General features: G+C 70.6%; 17 protein-coding genes and 1 pseudogene. 14 read left to right on the top strand and 4 right to left on the bottom strand.

Features of this window, described 5'->3' with window-relative positions; translation table 11 throughout:
- Nucleotides 1–12: 12 nt before the first annotated feature.
- From ACTJKF_RS06645 to ACTJKF_RS06635, 3 genes are read left to right on the top strand one after another with little or no spacing between them, the layout of a single operon-like run.
- Entirely contained in the window at nt 13–801 is a 789-nt protein-coding gene (locus ACTJKF_RS06645) for an RNA polymerase sigma factor (RefSeq protein ID WP_440622763.1), read from the top strand.
- Nucleotides 798–1,217, top strand: coding sequence for a hypothetical protein (locus ACTJKF_RS06640; protein WP_440622762.1), 420 nt, complete (start codon nt 798–800; stop codon nt 1,215–1,217). Before ACTJKF_RS06645 ends, ACTJKF_RS06640 begins: the two co-directional genes overlap by 4 nt.
- The gene (locus ACTJKF_RS06635) at nt 1,214–1,714 is read left to right on the top strand and encodes a periplasmic heavy metal sensor (RefSeq protein ID WP_440622761.1); all 501 of its coding nucleotides are present in this window, start codon (nt 1,214–1,216) and stop codon (nt 1,712–1,714) included. The genes ACTJKF_RS06640 and ACTJKF_RS06635 overlap by 4 nt, the downstream gene beginning before the upstream one ends.
- Nucleotides 1,715–1,732: 18 nt before the next feature.
- Here ACTJKF_RS06635 and ACTJKF_RS06630 read toward each other — a convergent pair whose 3' ends face one another.
- A complete protein-coding gene (locus ACTJKF_RS06630) occupies nt 1,733–3,190 on the bottom strand; it encodes a DEAD/DEAH box helicase (protein ID WP_440622760.1) in 1,458 nt (485 codons plus the stop codon).
- A gap of 262 nt (nt 3,191–3,452) precedes the next feature.
- Between ACTJKF_RS06630 and ACTJKF_RS06625 the strand changes: the two genes are divergently transcribed.
- From ACTJKF_RS06625 to ACTJKF_RS06615, 3 genes are read left to right on the top strand one after another with little or no spacing between them, the layout of a single operon-like run.
- Nucleotides 3,453–4,847, top strand: coding sequence for a DUF1800 domain-containing protein (locus tag ACTJKF_RS06625; RefSeq protein WP_440622759.1), 1,395 nt, complete (start codon nt 3,453–3,455; stop codon nt 4,845–4,847).
- 2 nt (nt 4,848–4,849) lie between these two features.
- The gene (locus ACTJKF_RS06620) at nt 4,850–6,007 is read left to right on the top strand and encodes a DUF1501 domain-containing protein (protein WP_440622758.1); all 1,158 of its coding nucleotides are present in this window, start codon (nt 4,850–4,852) and stop codon (nt 6,005–6,007) included.
- Nucleotides 6,008–6,065: 58 nt separating this feature from the next.
- A complete protein-coding gene (locus ACTJKF_RS06615) occupies nt 6,066–6,284 on the top strand; it encodes a YXWGXW repeat-containing protein (RefSeq protein WP_440622757.1) in 219 nt (72 codons plus the stop codon).
- 87 nt (nt 6,285–6,371) lie between these two features.
- Here ACTJKF_RS06615 and ACTJKF_RS06610 read toward each other — a convergent pair whose 3' ends face one another.
- A complete protein-coding gene (locus tag ACTJKF_RS06610; RefSeq protein WP_440622756.1) occupies nt 6,372–7,520 on the bottom strand; it encodes a tyrosine-type recombinase/integrase in 1,149 nt (382 codons plus the stop codon).
- A gap of 324 nt (nt 7,521–7,844) precedes the next feature.
- Here ACTJKF_RS06610 and ACTJKF_RS06605 point away from each other — a divergent pair, with 324 nt between their 5' ends.
- On the top strand, nt 7,845–8,225 hold the full coding sequence (locus tag ACTJKF_RS06605) for a DUF4377 domain-containing protein (protein ID WP_440622755.1): 381 nt from the start codon (nt 7,845–7,847) through the stop codon (nt 8,223–8,225).
- Between the two features lie 27 nt (nt 8,226–8,252).
- Here ACTJKF_RS06605 and ACTJKF_RS06600 read toward each other — a convergent pair whose 3' ends face one another.
- On the bottom strand, nt 8,253–9,641 hold the full coding sequence (locus ACTJKF_RS06600) for a DHA2 family efflux MFS transporter permease subunit (RefSeq protein ID WP_440622754.1): 1,389 nt from the start codon (nt 9,639–9,641) through the stop codon (nt 8,253–8,255).
- A 166-nt stretch (nt 9,642–9,807) separates the two neighbouring features.
- Between ACTJKF_RS06600 and ACTJKF_RS06595 the strand changes: the two are divergent.
- A pseudogene (locus ACTJKF_RS06595) lies at nt 9,808–10,101 on the top strand (LysR family transcriptional regulator); the annotation flags it as partial.
- A 128-nt stretch (nt 10,102–10,229) separates the two neighbouring features.
- Here ACTJKF_RS06595 and ACTJKF_RS06590 read toward each other — a convergent pair.
- The gene (locus ACTJKF_RS06590) at nt 10,230–10,580 is read right to left on the bottom strand and encodes a VOC family protein (RefSeq protein ID WP_440622753.1); all 351 of its coding nucleotides are present in this window, start codon (nt 10,578–10,580) and stop codon (nt 10,230–10,232) included.
- Between the two features lie 259 nt (nt 10,581–10,839).
- Here ACTJKF_RS06590 and ACTJKF_RS06585 point away from each other — a divergent pair, with 259 nt between their 5' ends.
- From ACTJKF_RS06585 to ACTJKF_RS06560, 6 genes are all read left to right on the top strand, one after another.
- Nucleotides 10,840–11,979 (top strand): LLM class flavin-dependent oxidoreductase, encoded by a 1,140-nt coding sequence (locus ACTJKF_RS06585; protein WP_440622752.1) that lies wholly within the window; start codon nt 10,840–10,842, stop codon nt 11,977–11,979.
- Nucleotides 11,980–12,150: 171 nt separating this feature from the next.
- A complete protein-coding gene (locus ACTJKF_RS06580; RefSeq protein WP_440622751.1) occupies nt 12,151–13,344 on the top strand; it encodes an acyl-CoA dehydrogenase family protein in 1,194 nt (397 codons plus the stop codon).
- Nucleotides 13,345–13,354: 10 nt separating this feature from the next.
- A complete protein-coding gene (locus ACTJKF_RS06575; protein WP_440622750.1) occupies nt 13,355–15,112 on the top strand; it encodes an FAD-dependent oxidoreductase in 1,758 nt (585 codons plus the stop codon).
- Nucleotides 15,112–15,630 (top strand): flavin reductase family protein, encoded by a 519-nt coding sequence (locus ACTJKF_RS06570; protein WP_440622749.1) that lies wholly within the window; start codon nt 15,112–15,114, stop codon nt 15,628–15,630. Before ACTJKF_RS06575 ends, ACTJKF_RS06570 begins: the two co-directional genes overlap by 1 nt.
- Nucleotides 15,631–15,645: 15 nt before the next feature.
- Nucleotides 15,646–16,698: a 2Fe-2S iron-sulfur cluster-binding protein gene (locus tag ACTJKF_RS06565; RefSeq protein WP_440622748.1), complete on the top strand. Its 1,053-nt coding sequence runs from the start codon at nt 15,646–15,648 to the stop codon at nt 16,696–16,698.
- Between the two features lie 44 nt (nt 16,699–16,742).
- Nucleotides 16,743–18,329 carry a FadD3 family acyl-CoA ligase gene (locus ACTJKF_RS06560; RefSeq protein ID WP_440622747.1) on the top strand — a complete coding sequence of 529 codons (1,587 nt, stop codon included), beginning with the start codon at nt 16,743–16,745 and terminating at the stop codon, nt 18,327–18,329.
- Nucleotides 18,330–18,465: the final 136 nt, after the last annotated feature.

The raw sequence follows: 18,465 nt of genomic DNA, 5'->3' as shown, positions 1-18,465 counted from the left end.
GACAGGATCGATATGCCGTTCGAACCGGATGTCGATGAAACCGGCCGGGCCGACCCCGACCCCGACCCCGACCCCGATCCCGGGCGCGGCGCGCCACGCGTTGTCGAAGCACCGGCACGGCGCCGTCCGGCGCCGGCCCCAAGCAGGCAAGGAGAGCACGACGATGAGCTTCAGCCGCGCGGCGGACCCATCCGCCGGCAGCCTGCGGCGTTCGCATGGCACGTTGCGGAGCAGTCCGCGTTGAGCGACGCCGATCCGGACGCGGAACTCGTCGCGCGGGTCGGCGCGCGCGACGCGTCGGCCGTGCGCGTGCTGGTCGCACGCAAGCTGCCGCGTTTGCTCGCGCTCGCGACGCGCCTGCTCGGCGACCGGACCGAGGCCGAAGACGTCGCGCAGGAAACCTTCCTGCGGATCTGGCATCACGCGCCGCGCTGGCGGGACGGCGAAGCACGCTTCGACACGTGGCTGCATCGCGTCGTGCTGAACCTGTGCTACGACCGCTTGCGCGGGCGGCGCGAGGAGCCGGTCGACACGCTGCCCGACGTGCCCGACACGCAACCCGGGCCGGCCGCGCACGCGGAGCTGCGCGCGCGCGACGCGCGCGTCCGTGAGGCGCTCGCCGCGTTGCCGCCGAGGCAGCGTGAAGCGCTCGTGCTCCAGTACTATCAGGACATGTCGAACATTGAGGCGGCCAACCTGATGGGCATCACCGTCGATGCGCTGGAAAGCCTGCTCGCGCGCGCGCGGCGCAACTTGCGCGCGCAACTGGCCGGCGATCCACCTAGCGAGGACAAGCGATGACACCCGAACGATTCCGTACCATCGTCGCCGCGTACGGCTCGGATGCGCGGCGCTGGCCGCAAGACGAACGCGCGGCGGCCGAAGCGTGGGCGCAAGCGCATCCGCGCGACGCGCTGGACGCGCTCGACGAGGCCGCCGAGCTCGATGCATGGCTCATGCAGGATGCGGTCGCGCCGCCCGAGCCGGCGCTGGTCGAACGCATCGTCGCGACGGCGCCCGCACCGCAACGCGCGCGACGCCGCGGCAAAGTGTGGTGGTCGGGCGCGGCGTTCGCGGGCGTCGGGCTGGCCGGCGCGCTGGCCGGCGCGGTGGCCGTTTCGATGCTGATGCTCGGCGGCGCACCGATCGCGCAACACGAACCGGGCTATCTGACGACGACGTTCGGCGGCCCGAGCATCGACGGAGGCGACGAATGAGCGAACGCGGCTGGAAATTCATGCTCGTCGGGTCCGTCGTCTTGAACGTGTTCATGCTCGGCGCGATCGGCGGCGGCGCGTATCAATGGTTCGCGACGCATCGCGGCCTGCATGGCGGGGGGATGCCCGCGCAGCACACGGCCTTGCGCTTCGCCGCGGATGCGTTGCCCGAGGCGCGCCAGCGCGAGTTTGCGGCGGCGCTGAAGGCGGCGCGCAAGGACGGCCGGGATTTCGCGCGGGAAGGGCGTGACGGGCGGATCACGGTGCTGGACCTGCTGGCCGCGCCGCAACTCGATCGGGCGGCGATCGATGCGGCGCTCGACCGCACGCGCGCGGCGGATAGCGCGTTGCGCGGGCAGGTCGAGCGCAGCGTCGTCGATTTCGCGGCGACATTGACGCCGGCCGAGCGCGCGACGTTCGTCGACGGGTTGCGGCGCAGCGGGAACTGGCGGCTGCCGGCGCGGTTACAGAAGCCGGCGGCGGCGGGGAGTCAGTGAGCGCCGCGTCGCGTGGTATCAGGGGCGGTGTTTGCCGCGGCTGCCAGCGGGCTTGCCGGACGGCTTGCCCGACCCCGCGGCCGGCTTGCCGGCGGGTTTGCCGCGCGGCTTTTGCACGCTGAACGGGCTGCCGCGCAACACGCTTCTATCGATCCCTTCACCGGCAGCCCCGGCCCCGGCGCGCGGTCCGTCGGCCTTGCGCTTGGGTTCGCCACCCTGCGGGCGCGGCTTTTTGCCGGGCGCGGGCATCGCGGTCGCCCCGGCTTGCGGCACCTTGGGTTTCTTCGGCTTTTTGGGCTTCTTGATGATCTGGCCGGTCGCACTCGTTTCCGGCACGCGGTGTTCGGCTTCGAAGCCCGGTTCTTCTTCGCGGCGCAGCGTCTGCCGGATCAGCGCTTCGATCGCGGCCAGTTGCGGTGCTTCATCGGCACACACGAGGGACACCGCCACACCGCTCGCGCCCGCGCGGCCGGTACGGCCGATCCGGTGCACATAGTCTTGCGCGACGATCGGCAGATCCACGTTGATCACCAGCGGCAGATCGTCGATATCGAGCCCGCGCGCGGCCACGTCGGTGGCGACCAGCATCTGCACTTCGCCCGTCTTGAAGCGTTCCAGCGCACGCAGCCGCGCGGGTTGCGGCTTGTCGCCGTGAATGGTGTCGACCGCATGACCGGCTTCATCGAGCATGGCCGCCAGGTAATCCACGCCGGCGCGGGTCTTGACGAACACCAGCGCGTGCTCCCATTTGTTCTCGGCCACGAGATGCATGAAGAGCTCCGGCTTGTTGCGCTTGTCCACCGTCACCACCCACTGCCTGATCTTGCTGGCCGTGGCATTGGGCGGGCTGACGCTGATATGGACCGGGCTGCGCAGGATGCTCGCCGCCATCGCGCGGATGTCATCGGTAAACGTCGCGGAGAACAGCAGCGTCTGGCGCCGCGCCGGCAGCGCCGCGAAGACTGCATTGAGTTCGCGTGCGAAGCCCAGATCGAGCATGCGGTCGGCTTCGTCCAGCACCAGCGTCTGGACCTGATCGAACTGCACCGCGTTCTGGCGATTGAGATCCAGCAAGCGGCCCGGCGTGGCAACGAGCACGTCCACGCCCTTGCGCAACTTCATCATCTGCGGGTTGATGCTCACGCCGCCGTATGCGGCCAGGAATCGCAGATCGAGGCCTTTGCCGTACGCGACGAAGCTCTGCAGCACCTGTTCGGCCAGCTCGCGCGTGGGCACCAGCACCAGGACGCGCGCGCGGTTGCTGGACACCGCCGGGCCGTGCTGCACCAGCCGCTGCAACAGCGGCAGCGCAAACCCCGCCGTCTTGCCCGTGCCGGTTTGTGCGCCGGCCATGACGTCCTGGCCGCCGAGCACGGCCGGAATTGCCTTGGCCTGCACCGGCGTGGGTGTCTGGTAATTGAGATCCTGCACATTACGCAGCAGCGGATCGATCAGGCCGAGCGAGGCAAAAGACATGGACGGTTTCCGGGCAAAAACCGCAATTCTAGCGGTTACCGTGCCGATTGCCCCGCGCCGTCGGACAATCCGGAAGGAAGCACCGGGCGCAGCGGCGCGTCTCGTACCGGTTTCGTGAACGTCCGCCGCCGTGGAACGCGGCGAGCAAGCCGCACGCGTCGACATTCCCGCGCGCAACGCCAAATATTTCGCCGAACCCGCGACGGATTTCCCGCCGGCCCTCGTTAAACACGGGTACGCACCGCGAGCGAGAGCCTCCGTCATGGACCACCCGAACGACATCTCACCGGCCGCCATCGCGCTGAACCGCTTCGGTCTCGGCGCGCGGGCCGACGACGCGCCGCCCGCCGAGCCCAGGCGCGCATTGCTTGCCCAATTCGACCGCTACGAAGCACGGCCGGCCGCATGGGCCGGCGAGCCGGACGCGGTGACGCTCGCGACGCGCTTCGCGAACACCCGCAACGCGATGACGGGCAACGACGCGGCGGCCCGGCGCGCGACCGCGCAGTCGATCCGTCGCGACGGTTACGCCGCCTATCGCAGCGCCGTCGCCGCGCGATTGAACAGCGCGCTGAACACGCCCGCGCCGTTCGTCGAGCGGCTCGTGCACTTCTGGGCGAACCATTTCGCGGTGTCGGTCGACAAGGGACAGGTCGCCGCGTACGCAGGCGCGTTCGAGCGCGACGCGATCCGCCCGCACGTGCTCGGCCGCTTCGAGGGCATGCTCGTCGCCGTCGAGCAGCATCCGGCGATGCAGCTGTTCCTCGACCAGGCGCGCTCGGTCGGCCCCGACAGTCCGGCCGCGCTGCGCGCCGACGCGCGCAATCCGGCGGCGCGGCGCGGCCTCAACGAGAACCTCGCGCGCGAGATCATGGAGCTGCATACGCTCGGCGTGCGCACCGGCTATACGCAAGCCGACGTGACGGAATTCGCGCGTGCGCTGACCGGCTGGAGCATCGCCGGCGGACGCGGACCGCAGCCGGGCGATGCCGCGCCCGGTGCGTTCGTGTTCCGCGCGAAGCTGCACGAACCGGGCCCGCGCACGGTGATGGGGCGCGCCTACGACCAGCCGGGCGACGCGCAGGGGCGCGCGATCCTGAGCGATCTCGCGCATGCGCCGGCGACGGGCCGGCATATCGCGTTCCAGCTCGCCCGCCATTTCGTCGCGGACGATCCGCCGCCCGCGCTTACCGAACGACTCGCGCGCGCATTCGAGACGAGCGGCGGCGATTTGCCGACCGTCTATCGCGCGCTCGTCGACGCGCCGGACGCGTGGTCGCCGGTCAATCGCAAGTTCAAGACGCCATGGGAGTGGGCCGTGTCGTCGCTGCGCGGGCTCGGCTGGCGCGACACGGCCGACCTGAAGGCTGCGCCGCTGCTCGCGCAACTTGGCCAGCCGGTGTGGCGGCCAGGATCGCCGGCCGGCTACGACGATGTCGCCGCGAGCTGGGCCGCGCCCGACGCGCTGGTGCGCCGGGTCGAGATCGCGCAAAGGCTCGCCGCGCGCACCGGCGACCGGCTCGACCCGCGCACGCTCGGCAATACGCTGCTGGCCGGCTCGTTGAGCACGGCGACGTCGACCGCGCTGTCGCGCGCCGAAAGCGCGACGACGTCGCTCGCGCTGCTGCTCGTGTCGCCTGATTTCCAACGGAGATGAACATGGCACTCTCACGCCGACAGTTCCTGAGCGTTGCCGCCGCCGGCGCGGGCGCGATCCTCGTCGCGCCGCGCATCGTGTTCGCGAACGTCGACACCGACCGGCGCTTCGTGTTCGTGATCCAGCGCGGCGCGGCCGACGGGCTGAACATCGTCGTTCCGTATGCGGAGCCCGCGTATGCGACGCTGCGCGGCCCGCTGGCGATCGATACGGCGGCCGCGACGCGACTCGACGGCACCTTCGCGCTCCATCCGTCGCTCGTGCAGACCGCGCAGTTGTACCGCGACAAACAGGCGCTGTTCGTTCACGCGATCGCGTCGCCGTATCGCGACCGCTCGCATTTCGACGGCCAGAACGTGCTCGAGACCGGCGGCCGTGCGCCGTACCAGGTGAAGGACGGCTGGCTGAACCGGCTCGCCGCGATGCTGCCGGCGACGCGCGAGCGCGCGATCGCATTCGCGCCGACGGTGCCGCTCGCGTTGCGCGGCAGCGTGCAGGCCGCATCGTATGCGGCATCCGGCTTGCCGGCCGCGCCGGACGACCTGCTCGCGCGCGTGTCGGCGCTTTACGAGGCCGACGCGCAGCTTGGGCCGCTCTGGCAATCGGCGATGGCCGCGCGCGGCCTCGCCGGCGATGCGCATGCGCGTCAGGATCCGGCGGGCGTCGGCAAGCTCGCGGCGACGTTTCTCGTGCGCGACGACGGCCCGCGGATCGCGATGATCGAGACGGGCGGCTGGGACACGCACGGCGCGCAGAACGCGCGGCTCGCGAATCAATTGAAGGCGCTCGACACGATGCTCGCTGCATTGCGCGATGGCCTCGGGCCGGTATGGCAGCAGACCACCGTGCTGGTTGCGACCGAGTTCGGCCGCACGGCCGCCGTGAACGGCACGGGCGGCACCGATCACGGGCAGGCGTCGGTTGCGATGCTGGCGGGCGGGGCGGTTGCGGGCGGTCGCGTGATCGCCGACTGGCCCGGCTTGCGGCCGGGCGACCTGTACGAAGGGCGCGACCTGAGGCCGACCGCGTCGCTCGACGCGCTGATCGCGGGCGTGGCCGCCGAAAGTCTGCGGCTCGATCCGGGCCGAACGGCGGCCACGCTGTTCGCGGAAAGCGATGTGACGCGACCGATGACGGGCCTCGTTCGCCCAACGGCGTGACGTGCCGCATGTGCGCGTTCGCATCCGCCAACCGATCACACAACAGGGAGCATCGACGATGAAGATCCGATCCGTATCGCTTGCCGCACTGACGATCACGAGTGCGGCGCTGATGTCCGCATGCGTGGTCGAACCCGCGCGGCCGCCGCAGCCCGCGCCGGTCGCCGAGGTGGCGCCGCCGCCGCCGGCCCCCGGCTATCGCTGGGCGAAGGGGCATTACCGCTGGGCCGGCAACCACTGGGCGTGGGTGCCCGGGCATTGGGTGGCCGTGTATTGAGCGCGCGCGGCGTGCCGCGCGATCAACCGCGGAGGCGTCCGGCGGCGGGCCCGCGTATCGAACCGCGCTGCGCGTTGATCTGAGCGGCTACCACCCGATCCGGTGCTTCTCGTCGGTTTCGCTGTGTCGCCAGTCGTCGTCCGCATGCAGATACTGGCTGGTGGTCGTCAGCGACACGTGCCCGAGGTTGTCGCGCACGAGCCGCAGGTCGACGCGGCCATCGGCCATGTGCGAGCCCGCGCTGTGACGCAGCCAGTGCGCGGAGGCCTGTTCGAGCACGCGCGCCTGTTCCGCGCCGGATTCTCCTTGCGCACGCAACCGGTCGGCCGCGAACCGGAACACCTGCTTCACGATCCGATGCAGCGCCGCACGGGTGAGCGGCTTGCGCGTGTGGCCGTCCGCCGGCAACGCGGGCAGGCCGTGCGCGCGCCGGTAACGTGCGAGCTCGGCCATCATCTCGGCGGTGGCCGGCACGAGCCGCTGCCGGCCACCTTTGCCGGTCACGTCGAGCCACCAGCGGTCGTGTCCGTTCGCATCGCGTCGTGCAAAGAAATGCCCCATCGTCGTATCGGCGGCCTCGGTGATGCGCAGCCCGCCGAGATACAGCAGCGTGAAGACCCAGCGCGCACGATCCGCATGGAAGGATGCGCGCGCATCGTCGCGCGGCATCGCGGCGATCGCGTCCTTGACCGCCTGCCACAGCGGCGGCCCGAGATGGCGCGTGACGCGCGGCGCGGGCCGCCGTTGCCGCTGCCGCGACAGCGCGAGCGGATTGCCGGCCAGATAGCCGGCCTGCACGAGCCACGAGAACATCACGTTCAGGATCACCATCGCCTGCCGCTGGCTGGCCGCCGACAGCGGCCCGTAGAACGGCCGCCAGCGCGAGTCGCCGCGCGGATGCTTGCGGCCGCCGTTCGCGCACCACAGGTCGGCCGGCGCGGGCGCGAGCAGGAACTGCCGGTAGACGACGAGATCCTCGTGCGTGAGCGATGACAGCGGCTTGCCGCACGCGATCACGGCCCACAGCAGCAGGCGCTCGGCCTCCTTGCGGTAGTTCTGGAACGTGGTGGGCGTATCGACGAAGCGCGCGAGCCACGCGCGCACGGCATCGAGATCGTTGGTCGCGGCGATCTGCGGATGCGCGCCGGTCGAGCGGTTCGTGCCCGCGCGTCCGTCGAGCGCGGCCGGCACGGTCAGCGCATCGATCGGCAGCGGCCGCAGAACGGGTAAGGTCATGCGAAGCAGGGGCGCTGCGCGGCCGTGGCGGGACGGAGCAGGCAGCGCGAAGCGTACGAGGAAGCGCCGATGGTAATACACGATCACCGCACGGTGAATCCGCCGTCGACCGTCGGCGCGCCGCCCGCGCGTTTCGCGCGCGCCGGCCGGATCGGTTTGTGCCGCTAGCGGTCCGCCAGAGCGGATACGACGCCTCGCGCGCGCCGGCACACACGCGACATCCCACGAATGAGGGGGGCGGTACGTGGGTTGTAAGCCGTTTGTGAACTTTCGCGGCGCACCGTTCGTCTAATCGGCCCGCCAACGCTTCCTGAGGACCCACAGATGATTCGCAAGACCCCCATGCTGCTCGGCGCGGCCGTGATTGCCGGCAGCACGCTGCTCGCCGGATGCCAGACCGACGCGGCCGCGACGGATGCGCGCGCGGCTCGCCCGGCCGACGGCCGTCCGGTGACCCAAACCGTTTATGTCGCGCCGCAGCCGGTGCGCTGCACGGGCGTCGCACCGATGGACTGCCTGCAGGTGCGCAGCAGCCCGGCCGAGCCGTGGCGCCTGTGGTACGCGGGCATCGAAGGCTTTGCGTACCAGCCCGGCTATCGCTATGTGCTGGAAGTCGACGAATACCGCGTCGCGCAGCCGCCGGCCGACGGTTCGTCGATCCGCTGGGTGCTCAAGCGTGTGGTCGAGCGCCGCCAGGTGAACTGACGGCGAGCGGCCGGCCCGCGGCGCCGCTCAAGCGGACGGCCGCGGCGCGACCGGGCGTGGCGGCGCGGCGGTATCGATCCGCCGGAATACGGCGGACGACAGCAGCGTGACCGCGCCCATGCAGGCGAACGACAGCATGAAGCCGTTGGCCATCGAGCCCCAGCGCGCGGCGAACAGGTTCACGAGTCCGCCGCCGATCGACACGCCGAGCCCCATCGCCAGCATCTGCATCATCGTGAACAGGCTGTTGCCGCTGCCGGCGTCGGCATGCGATAGCCCCTTCAGCGTCACGGCGTTCATCGCGGCGAACTGCATCGAGTTCGCCGCGCCGAACACGATCAGCAGCGCAATCTCCAGCACCGGCGCGGGCCGCGCCGACACCAGCGCGAACCCCGCGATCGCGCAGCCGACGATCCCCGTGTTCACGACCAGGAACGTCGCATAGCCGAAGCGCTTCGCGAGCGGCGCGATCCAGCGCTTCGCGATCACGCCGGCGATCGCGGCCGGCAGCATCATCATCCCCGATTGCAGCGGCGTATAGCCGAGCTGCACCTGCATCAACAGCGGCAGCATGAACGGCACCGCGCTCGTGCCGATCCGGCACAGCAGGTTGCCGAGCAGCCCGGAGCCGAAGTTCGGCTCGCGGAACAGCCCGAGGCGGAACAGCGGCTGTGCGCGGCGCCGGGCATGCGGCAGGTACGCGAGCGCGCTTGCCACGCCGAGCACGGCCAGCCCGATCGCCCAGCCGGTGCGGTGCGCGGGCATCGGCGGATCGATCGCGAGCGACAGCGCGATCATCGCGACCGACAGCAGCGCGCAGCCGACGAAGTCGAACGGCGCCGGCCGGGTCGCCTGGTCGTGCGGCAGAAAGCGCTGCACCGCGACGAAGCCGACCACGCCGACCGGCACGTTCACGATGAACACCCAGTGCCAGGAAATCGCCTGCGTGAGCCAGCCGCCGAGCGTCGGCCCGACGATCGGGCCGAGCTGCCCGGCGATCGACACGAACGCGATCGCCGCGACGTACCGTTCGCCCGGCACGCGGCGCAGCACGGCGAGCCGCCCGATCGGCAGCAGCATCGACCCGCCGATGCCCTGCACGGCGCGCGCGGCCACGAGCTGGCCGAGCGTGTGCGACGCGGCACAACCGATCGATGCGAGCGAGAACACCAGGATGGCGACGGAAAACACGCGGCGCGTGCCGAACCGGTCGGCGAGCCAGCCGGACGCCGGCGTGAGCATCGCCATCGTCAGCGTGTAGACGACCACGATCGGCTGCATCGCGAGCGGCGACGCATGCAGGCTTTGCGCGATCGACGGCAGCGCGGTGTTGACGATCGTGGTGTCGAGCGACTGCATGAAGAACGCGGCGGCGACGATCCACAGCAGCGCGGAGTGTGAGGGTTCGCGGGACATGACGAAATGGAACGGGCGGCGACCGGCGCGGCGGCGACATGACGACAGGGCGGGCGACGCGGCCCGGCCGGCGCGCGCCGGCGCATGGCCGGTCTACAAGCGCTCGATGGTACCGATTCCGCCGGTGATCGGGAAGCTGCCTGAAGGCATTGACTGTCATCGGAATGTGCCGAACGCGCTCGCGGAAAAGGGGATCGGCTGGGAAGTCGAGTGTTCGAGCAGCAGCCAGCCGGGCTGCATCGCGGCCGCGCGGACCGGGCTCGGGCTGACCGCGACGTCGCAGTACCTGTCGGCCCGCGGCCTGGCGCCGCCGGTGAACGGCGACGGGCTGCCCGCGCTGCCCGACGTCGAATTCATCGCGCTCGCCGCGAAGCGGTTCAGCCAGCCGGCCGGCACGCTGCTCGAGCTGCGGGAAACCAGCGCCCTGCGCGCCCCCGGCGCGGCCGATCAGCGCGTGTAGCGCACGTCGCCAGCCGGCAGCGGCGATTCGTGCAGCCGCCCGCCCGCCGCCTCCCGCCAGCCTCCCGCCATTTGCCCGCTATTTGCCCGCCGGCCCGAGCCGTGCATCACCCGCCACACCTGGCCGGATCATGCCGCGCGTTTCTGCGCAATCACCAGCAGCGCGCCGTTCGTGTCCTCCAGCACCGCGCGGTATTCGTGCGGTCCGGCCTGCACCGGCACGCGCACCGACGCGCCGGCTTTCACGACCCGCGCCATCGCCGCGTAAAGGTCGTCATCCTCATCGACCCGCAGCGTGAGCGCCGCGCGTTCGACGATCTGCTCGTCGCCGGCGACCAGCGCGATCGTCAGCGGGCCGCCGTCGAGCGCGCAATAGCGGTTGCCGTCGCGGAACTTCACCGTCAGGCCCAGCCCGTCGACGAACAGCGGCAACGCCGTGTCGATGTCGTCGACCGGGTACAGCAGCATCGATACCTTCATTCCCTCTCTCCCTTGTCGTGTGGTGCGCGGCGCGCGAGGCACCGTCGTCCGATGCTAGCGCGCGGTGCCGGCCCCGACGCAGTCCGATCGGATGACGGTGAAACCCCTCTGTCCCCGCCCGCGTGCCGTTACTCCAAACAGACGATGCCCGGGCGGGCCCGCGCGCCGACACTCCCATTCGTGGACCGTCGCCATTCGTCCGTATCGTGCGGGCGGCTGCACGACCCCGACTCGTCCAACAACCATGGAGACGCACGCAATGAAGTTTTCCCTCATCTACGAAGCCCAGACCACCGACGCATCGCGCGAGGGCGACCACCGGGTGTTCAAGGAGACGGTCGAACAGGCGCTGCTGGCCGAGCAGGTCGGCTTCGACACGATCTGGTGCGTGGAGCACACGTCGCTGACCCACTACGCGCACATGAGCGCGCCGGAAACCTTCCTTGCGTACCTGGCCGGCCGCACGACGCGCATCGGGCTCGGTCACGGCGTCGTGTGCCTGCCGCCGGCGATGAACCATCCGATCAAGGTGGCCGAGCGCGTCGCGCTGCTCGACATCCTGTCGGGCGGCCGCGTGCATTTCGGCGTCGGCAAGGGCGGCAGCCAGCAGGAAGCGGGCGCGTTCGGCTATGACCTCAACGAACTGCAGCCGATGATCGACGAGTCGATGTATCTCGTACCGAAGATGTTCGTGCAGGACGAGATCGAGCACGACGGCACGTACATCAAGATTCCGAAGCGCCCGATCCACCCGAAGCCGATGCAGGATCCGCATCCGCCGATGTACCTCGCCTGCACGAACACCGACGCGCTGCTGCGCGCCGGCCAGCGCGGGATGGGCGCGCTGGTGCTCGGCTTCGGCGGCCCCGATGAAGTCGCGAAGAAGAACGCGGTGTATCGCGAAGCGTGGGCGAACCGCAAGCCGGAAGACCAGGTCGGCTTCCGCCCGACCCGGCACCTCGCCGCGCTGTGCCCGGCGGTCGTGATGGCCGACGGCCAGAAGGCCCGCAAGATCGGCATCCGCGGCCAGCGCTACTTCATGGAATCGCTCGCGTACTGGTACACGGGCGGCGAGCGTCCGGACCCGGCGAAGTGGGGCGACGACCTGGTGCGGGCCGATACCGGCGAGATGGTGATCCGTTCACGCTTCGCGTCGGAGGAGGTCGTCGTGAACTTCGCCGATCCGGCGCTCGCGATGATGAACCCGAACCATGCGTACGGCACGGTCGACGACTGCATCGGCTACGTCGGCCGCCTGCAGGAAGCGGGCGTCGACGAAGTGCTGTTCCTGTGCCAGATGGGCACGGTGCCGCACGACGCGCAGATGGAAACCATCCGCAATATCGGCGAGCACGTGATCCCGTTCTTCAACAAGGAGAAGGAGCGCGCCTGCGCATGACGCGGGGCGCGCCGCGCCGCGCCCGTCGTCCCTTTGGACGATGCGGCGCGGCCGCGCGAGACCGACCATCGGCAGCAGGAACCGTCGCTCGCGGCGCACACCGCGACGAACCACTTGGAGCGAGACCGGGGCAAGCGCCGCCGCGCGCGCTCCGTTTCACAGGAGACATTCGTGCATCGCGACAACGATTCGAACGCACTGGCCGCCACGCTGATCGCCCGCGCCGAGGCGCTCGCGCCGACGCTGGCCGGTCGCGCCGCGCAGGCGGAAGCGCAGGGCCGCATCCCGGCCGAGACGATCGCCGACATGCAGGCCGCCGGCTTCTTCAAGGTGCTGCAGCCGAAGCGCTACGGCGGCCACGAGCTCGATCCGCAGACCTTCTTCGACATCCAGATGGTGCTCGCGCGCGGCTGCATGTCGACGGCATGGGTGTATGGCGTCGTCGGCGTGCACAACTGGCAGCTCGCGCTGTTCGACGAACGCGCGCAGCAGGACGTGTGGGGCCAGGATCCGGCGACGCTGATCGCGTCGACCTACATGCCGGTCGGGCGCGTGACGCCGGTCGACGGCGGCTTCCGCCTGTCCGGCCACTGGAAGTTCTCGAGCGGCAGCGAGCTGTGCGAATGGGTGTTCCTCGGCGCGCTGGTGCCGCCCGCCGTTGCCGGCCAGCCGCCGGAATACCGCACGTTCCTGCTGCCGAAGTCCGACTACCGGATCCAGCAGGACTGGGACGTGCTCGGCCTGCGCGCGACCGGCAGCCACGACATCGTCGTCGACGACGTGTTCGTGCCGGCATACCGCACGCACAAGGCGATCGACGGGATGATGGGCACGAGTCCGGGCCTCGCCGTCAACGACGCGCCGCTGTTCAAGCTGCCGTTCGCGCAGATCTTCGTGCGCGCGGTGTGCACGTCGTGCATCGGCGCGCTGCAGGGCGCGCTCGACGATTTCACCGGCTATGCGGCCACGCGCGTGTCGGCCAACAGCGGCGCGAAGACGACCGACGATCCGGGCGCGCAGAACGCGTGCGCGAACGCGGCCGTCGCGATCGACGAGATGAAGGTGCTGCTCAAGCGCAATTTCGCCGAACTGATGGCGTCGGTGACGGGCGGCCCGGCCGTGTCGATCGAGCGCCGCGTGCATTTTCGCTACCAGTCCGCACAGGTCGCCGAGCGCTGCGCGCAGGCCGCGAACGCGCTGCTGCGCCATGCGGGCGGCAACGGCATCTATCACCGCAATCCGCTGGTGCGCCGCTTCCTCGACCTGCATGCGGCCCGCGCGCACTACGCGAACAACGTGGACCGCTTCGGCCAGAACCTCGGCGCCGTGATGCTCGGCCGCGAGAACACCGACTACTTCATCTGACGAGGCCGCGATGAACGACACGCAAGCGCAGCAATACGCGTTCGACGTCGTGGTCGTCGGCTCCGGCGCGGGCGCGCTGCTCGCCGCGTGCCGCGCGGCCGACCGCGGGCTGTCCGTCGTCGTGATCGAGAAGACGGCGCTGTACGGCGGCACGTCGGCGGTGTCGGGCGGCGGCATCTGGGTGCCGTGCAACCACCATATCGCCGAGCTCGGCGCGACCGACACGCGCGAGGCCGCGCGCCGCTATCTGGATGCGTGCACGGCCGGCGCGTCGTCGCGCGAGCGGCTCGACGCGTATCTCGACCAGGCGCCGGAGATGCTGCGTTACCTCGAGGCGAACACGCCGGTGCGCTACCAGGCGCTGCCGAAATATGCCGACTACTTCCAGAAACTGCCGGGCGCGATGCCGGGCTATCGCGCGCTCGATCCGCTGCCGTTCGACGGCGCGCGGCTCGGCGACGAGCTCGAACGGCTGCGTCCGCCGTCGCCCGGCACGCTGATCGGCGGCCGCGTGGCCGTGACGTCGAAGGAGGCGCACACGCTGTTTTCGCGCGGACCGGGCTTCATGAAGCTCGCGATCGCGCAGTTCGGCCGTTATTGGCTCGATCTCGGCGTGCGCCGCCGCACGCGGCGCGACCGGCGGCTGACGCTCGGCGGCGCGCTGATCGGCGGGCTGCGCCGTGCGCTGCTCGACCGCAACGTGCCCGTGTGGCTCGACACGCCGATGCGTGACCTGCTCGACGTCGACGGCCGCGTGACGGGCGTGCGCGCGGAGCGCTTCGGCCAGCCGGTGACGATCGTCGCGCGGCGCGGCGTGATCCTCGGCGCGGGCGGTTTCGAGCGCAACCAGCCGATGCGCGAACGCCATTTGCCGCAGCCGACGCAAGCGCAATGGAGCGCGACGCCGCCGGCCAATACCGGCGATGCGATCGCCGAAGGCCACCGGCTCGGCGGCGCGCTGGCGCTGATGGAACACGTGTGGGGCGCGCCGACGGTCGGCGTCGCGGGCGAGGAGAAGCAGCGCGCGCTGTTCGTCGAACGCAACCTGCCGGGCTGCGTGATCGTCAACGGCCTCGGCCAGCGCTTCGTCAACGAAGCCGCGCCGTATTCGGAATTCGTGCCGGCGATGTATCGCGACCATGCGCGCACCGGCGCATGCGTGCCGGCGTGGATGGTGTTCGACGCGCGCTTTCGCCGCAAGTATCCGTGCGGGCCGATCATGCCGGCGTCGATGATGCCTGACGCGCGCATTCCCGAAGCGTTTCGCGGCGTGCTCGTGAAGGCCGGCACGATCGATGCGCTCGCCGCGCGGATCGGCGTCGATGCGGGCGGGCTGCACGACACGCTGCGCGACATGGCGCGTTACGCGGCAACCGGTATCGACGAGGCGTTCGGCAAGGGCGACAACCTGTTCGACACGTACTACGGCGATCCGAAAAACCAGCCGAATCCGTGTCTCGGGCCGGTCGACGAAGCGCCGTTCTATGCGGTGCGGATCGACGCGGGCGACATCGGCACGAAAGGCGGACTCGTCACCGACGCACAGGCGCGCGTGCTGCGCGCCGACGGCGCGCCGATCGCCGGCCTCTACGCGATCGGCAACACGAGTGCATCGGTGATGGGCACGAGCTACCCCGGCGCGGGCTCGACGCTCGGTCCGGCGATGACCTTCGGGTTCATCGCCGCCGACCACCTGGCCGCACAAGCGGCCGACGCCGGCGGCCGGTCAGCCCGGCCGTTCCCGACAGAACTTGACGGAGTCCAATGATGAGCGATCTCACTACCTATCCGCTGCGCACCGACATGCTGCTCGCGATGCGCCGCCTCGCGCGTTCCGTCACGGTCATCAGCAGCACGCACGACGGCCGGCGCTACTCGATGTCCGCGACGGCGGTCGATTCGCTGTCGACCGATCCGCCGTCGCTGCTGATCTGCATCAATCGCAATGCGTCGCTGTATCCGCCGCTCGACGCGGGCGCGCCGTTCTGCGTGAACGTGCTGTCCGCGCGCCATGAAGGCATCGCGATCGACTGCAGCGGCCGCCTGAAGGGCGAGGCGCGTTTCACGACCGGCGACTGGCATACGTCGCCGCTCGGCGTCCCGTATCTGCACGATTCGCAGGCGAGCCTCGTGTGCGAGCAGGACGGCCGCTTCGAATACGGCACGCATACGGTGTTCATCGGGCGCATTCGCGAGGTGCTGATGAGCGGCGACGTCGATCCGCTCGTCTATCTCGACGGCGCGTACACGACGCCCGGCGCGCCCGCGGCCCGCGCGGCCGCGTGACGTGAGGAAGCTGCGATGAGCGATTCGCGCTTTCACCGGCTGACCGTGGCCGACGTCGTCGCCGAAAGCGACGACGCCTGCTCGTTCGTGTTCGACGTGCCCGCCGCCTTGCGCGATGCGTTCACGTATCGGCCCGGCCAGTTCCTGACGCTGACCGTGCCGTGCGCGGACGCGACCGTCGCGCGCTGCTACTCGCTGTCGAGCGCGCCGGGCATCGACGCGGCGCCGAAGATCACCGTCAAGCGCGTGCGCGACGGCCGTGCGTCGAACTGGCTGTGCGACCGCATCCGCGCGGGCGATGCGCTCGACGTGCTGCCGCCGGCCGGTGTCTTCACGCCGCGCACGCTCGACGGCGACCTGCTGCTGTTCGCGGGCGGCAGCGGCATCACGCCGGTGCTGTCGATCCTGAAATCCGCGCTCGTGCACGGCCGCGGGATGCTGACGCTGATCTACGCGAACCGCGACGAGCGCTCGGTGATTTTCCGCGACGAGCTGCAGCAGCTCGCGCACCGTCACCCAGGCCGATTGCGCGTGATCCATTGGCTCGACAGCGTGCAGGGCGTGCCGCAGCAACGCCATCTCGAGGAACTCGCGCGGTCGTTCAGCCAGCAGGAGACGTTCATCTGCGGGCCCGCGCTGTTCATGGAGCACGCGCTGGCCGCGATGCTCGGCCTCGGGCTGCCGCGTGCGCGCGTGCATGTCGAGCGCTTCGCGTCGCTGCCCGATGCGCCGGCACCGGCCGATCCGGCCGCATCGGCCGGGACGGCGACCTCGGCCGCCGCGACCGGCGATGGCGCGACGATCGAGACGGTGCTCGACGGCGAGGCGTTCGCGTTCGACAGCACGCCCGGCGAGACGCTGCTCGACGCGATGCTGCGCGCCGGCTTGCCGGCGCCGAACTCGTGCCGGATGGGGCAGTGCGGCGCATGCATGTGCCGCGTCGAACGCGGCGAAGTGGCGCTCGACAGCAACCACGTGCTCGACGACGAAGAAGTCGCGGCCGGCTGGACGCTGGCCTGCTGCGCGCGGCCCGCGAGCGACGCGCTGCGCGTCGTGTTCCCCGATTGAGCCGCGGCGCCTGCGGCGTGCCCGGCAACCCTGTGGCGATCCTTATGACGATGGACAACGAAATCCTCACCACGCCCGCGCTGATCGCGCGGGCTGCCGCGCGCCACGGCGCGCATTCGGCGATCGAGTCGGAACACGGCCGGCTGACCTATGCGGAACTCGACGCGGCACGTCTCGACGCGGCGCGCGCGCTGCTCGCGAGCGGCATCGACGCCGGCGACCGGATCGCCGTATGGGCGCCGAACCTGCCGCAATGGATCGTCGCGGCGCTGGCGATCCACACCGTCGGCGCGATCCTCGTGCCGGTCAATACGCGGATGAAGGGGATGGAGGTGGGCGGCATCCTGCACGACGGCGGCGCGCGGCTGCTGTTCTGCTGCGGCACCTTCCTCGGCGAATCCTATCCGGCGATGCTCGCGCCGCATCGGCCGGCGACGCTCGAACGCGTCGTCGTGTTCGACGGCGAGCCGCCGCCGGGGGCGCGCGACGAGACCTGGAACGCGTTTCTCGCGCGCGGCGCGGTGGTGCCGCTGGCCGCCGTGCGCGACCGGGAGGCCCGGGTGACGCCCGACACCGTGATGGACCTGATGTTCACGTCCGGCACGACCGGTCGCCCGAAAGGCGTGATGACCGCGCACGGGCAGAACCTGCGCGCCGCGCAAGCGTGGGCAGCGATCGCCGGGGTGTGCCGGGACGACCGCTACCTGATCGTCAATCCGTTCTTCCATACGTTCGGCTACAAGGCCGGCTGGCTCGCCGCGCTGTCGAGCGGCGCGACCGTGCTGCCGCATCTCGTGTTCCAGCCGGCCGACGTGCTGCGGCGCGTCGCCGACGAGCGCGTGTCGGTGCTGCCCGGCCCGCCGACGCTGTACTACGCGCTGCTCGACGCGCCCGATCGCGCGACGCGCGATCTGTCGTCGCTGCGGATCGCGGTGACGGGCGCGGCCGCGATCGCGCCGAGCCTGATCGAGCGGATGCGCGCGGAGCTTGGTTTCGAGACCGTGCTGACCGGCTATGGGCTGACGGAATCGTGCGGCTTCGCGACGCTGTGCCGCCAGGGCGACGATGCGGAGACGGTCGCCTATACGTCGGGCCGGCCGATGCCGGACGTCGAGCTGCGCATCGCGGGGCCGGACGGCGCGGCGCTCGGGCCCGACGAGACGGGCGAGATCCGGGTGCGCGGCTACAACGTGATGCGCGGCTACTTCAACCAGCCTGACGCGACACGCGAAGCCGTCGACGCGGACGGCTGGCTGCATACCGGCGATCTGGGCTGCGTCGACCCGAACGGCAACCTGAAGATCACCGACCGGATCAAGGACATGTTCATCGTCGGCGGCTTCAACTGCTATCCGGCCGAGATCGAGCGGTTGCTGGCCGCGCATCCGGCGATCGCGCAGGTCGCGCTGGTCGGCGTGCCCGATACGCGGCTCGGCGAGGTCGGGCATGCGTACGTCGTGCTGCGTCCCGGCGCACATACCGACGCCGACGCACTGAACGACTGGGCGCGCGGCAACATGGCGAACTACAAGGTGCCGCGTCATTTCACGTTCGTCGAGCAACTGCCGACGAGCGCGGCCGGGAAGGTGCTGAAGTACCGGCTGCGCACGGACGGCGAAGCGTCGGCCTGAATGCTGGCGCGTGACGCCCGCGCCTACCCGCACCGCGATGAACGGCCGAAAACGGATGCGCTCCTGAAACATTTGCGTCGATTCCGTCTCACGTAACCCCAGGCGTTCGGCCGCGACGCTTGTTCCGCGCCGGTCT

Origin of the sequence: Burkholderia sp. 22313 (assembly GCF_052045245.1) — a bacterium.
In the GTDB taxonomy this organism is placed as follows: Bacteria; Pseudomonadota; Gammaproteobacteria; order Burkholderiales; family Burkholderiaceae; genus Burkholderia.
Note: the sequence above shows the minus strand (reverse complement) of the source record. Positions and strands in the feature narration are given on the sequence as shown.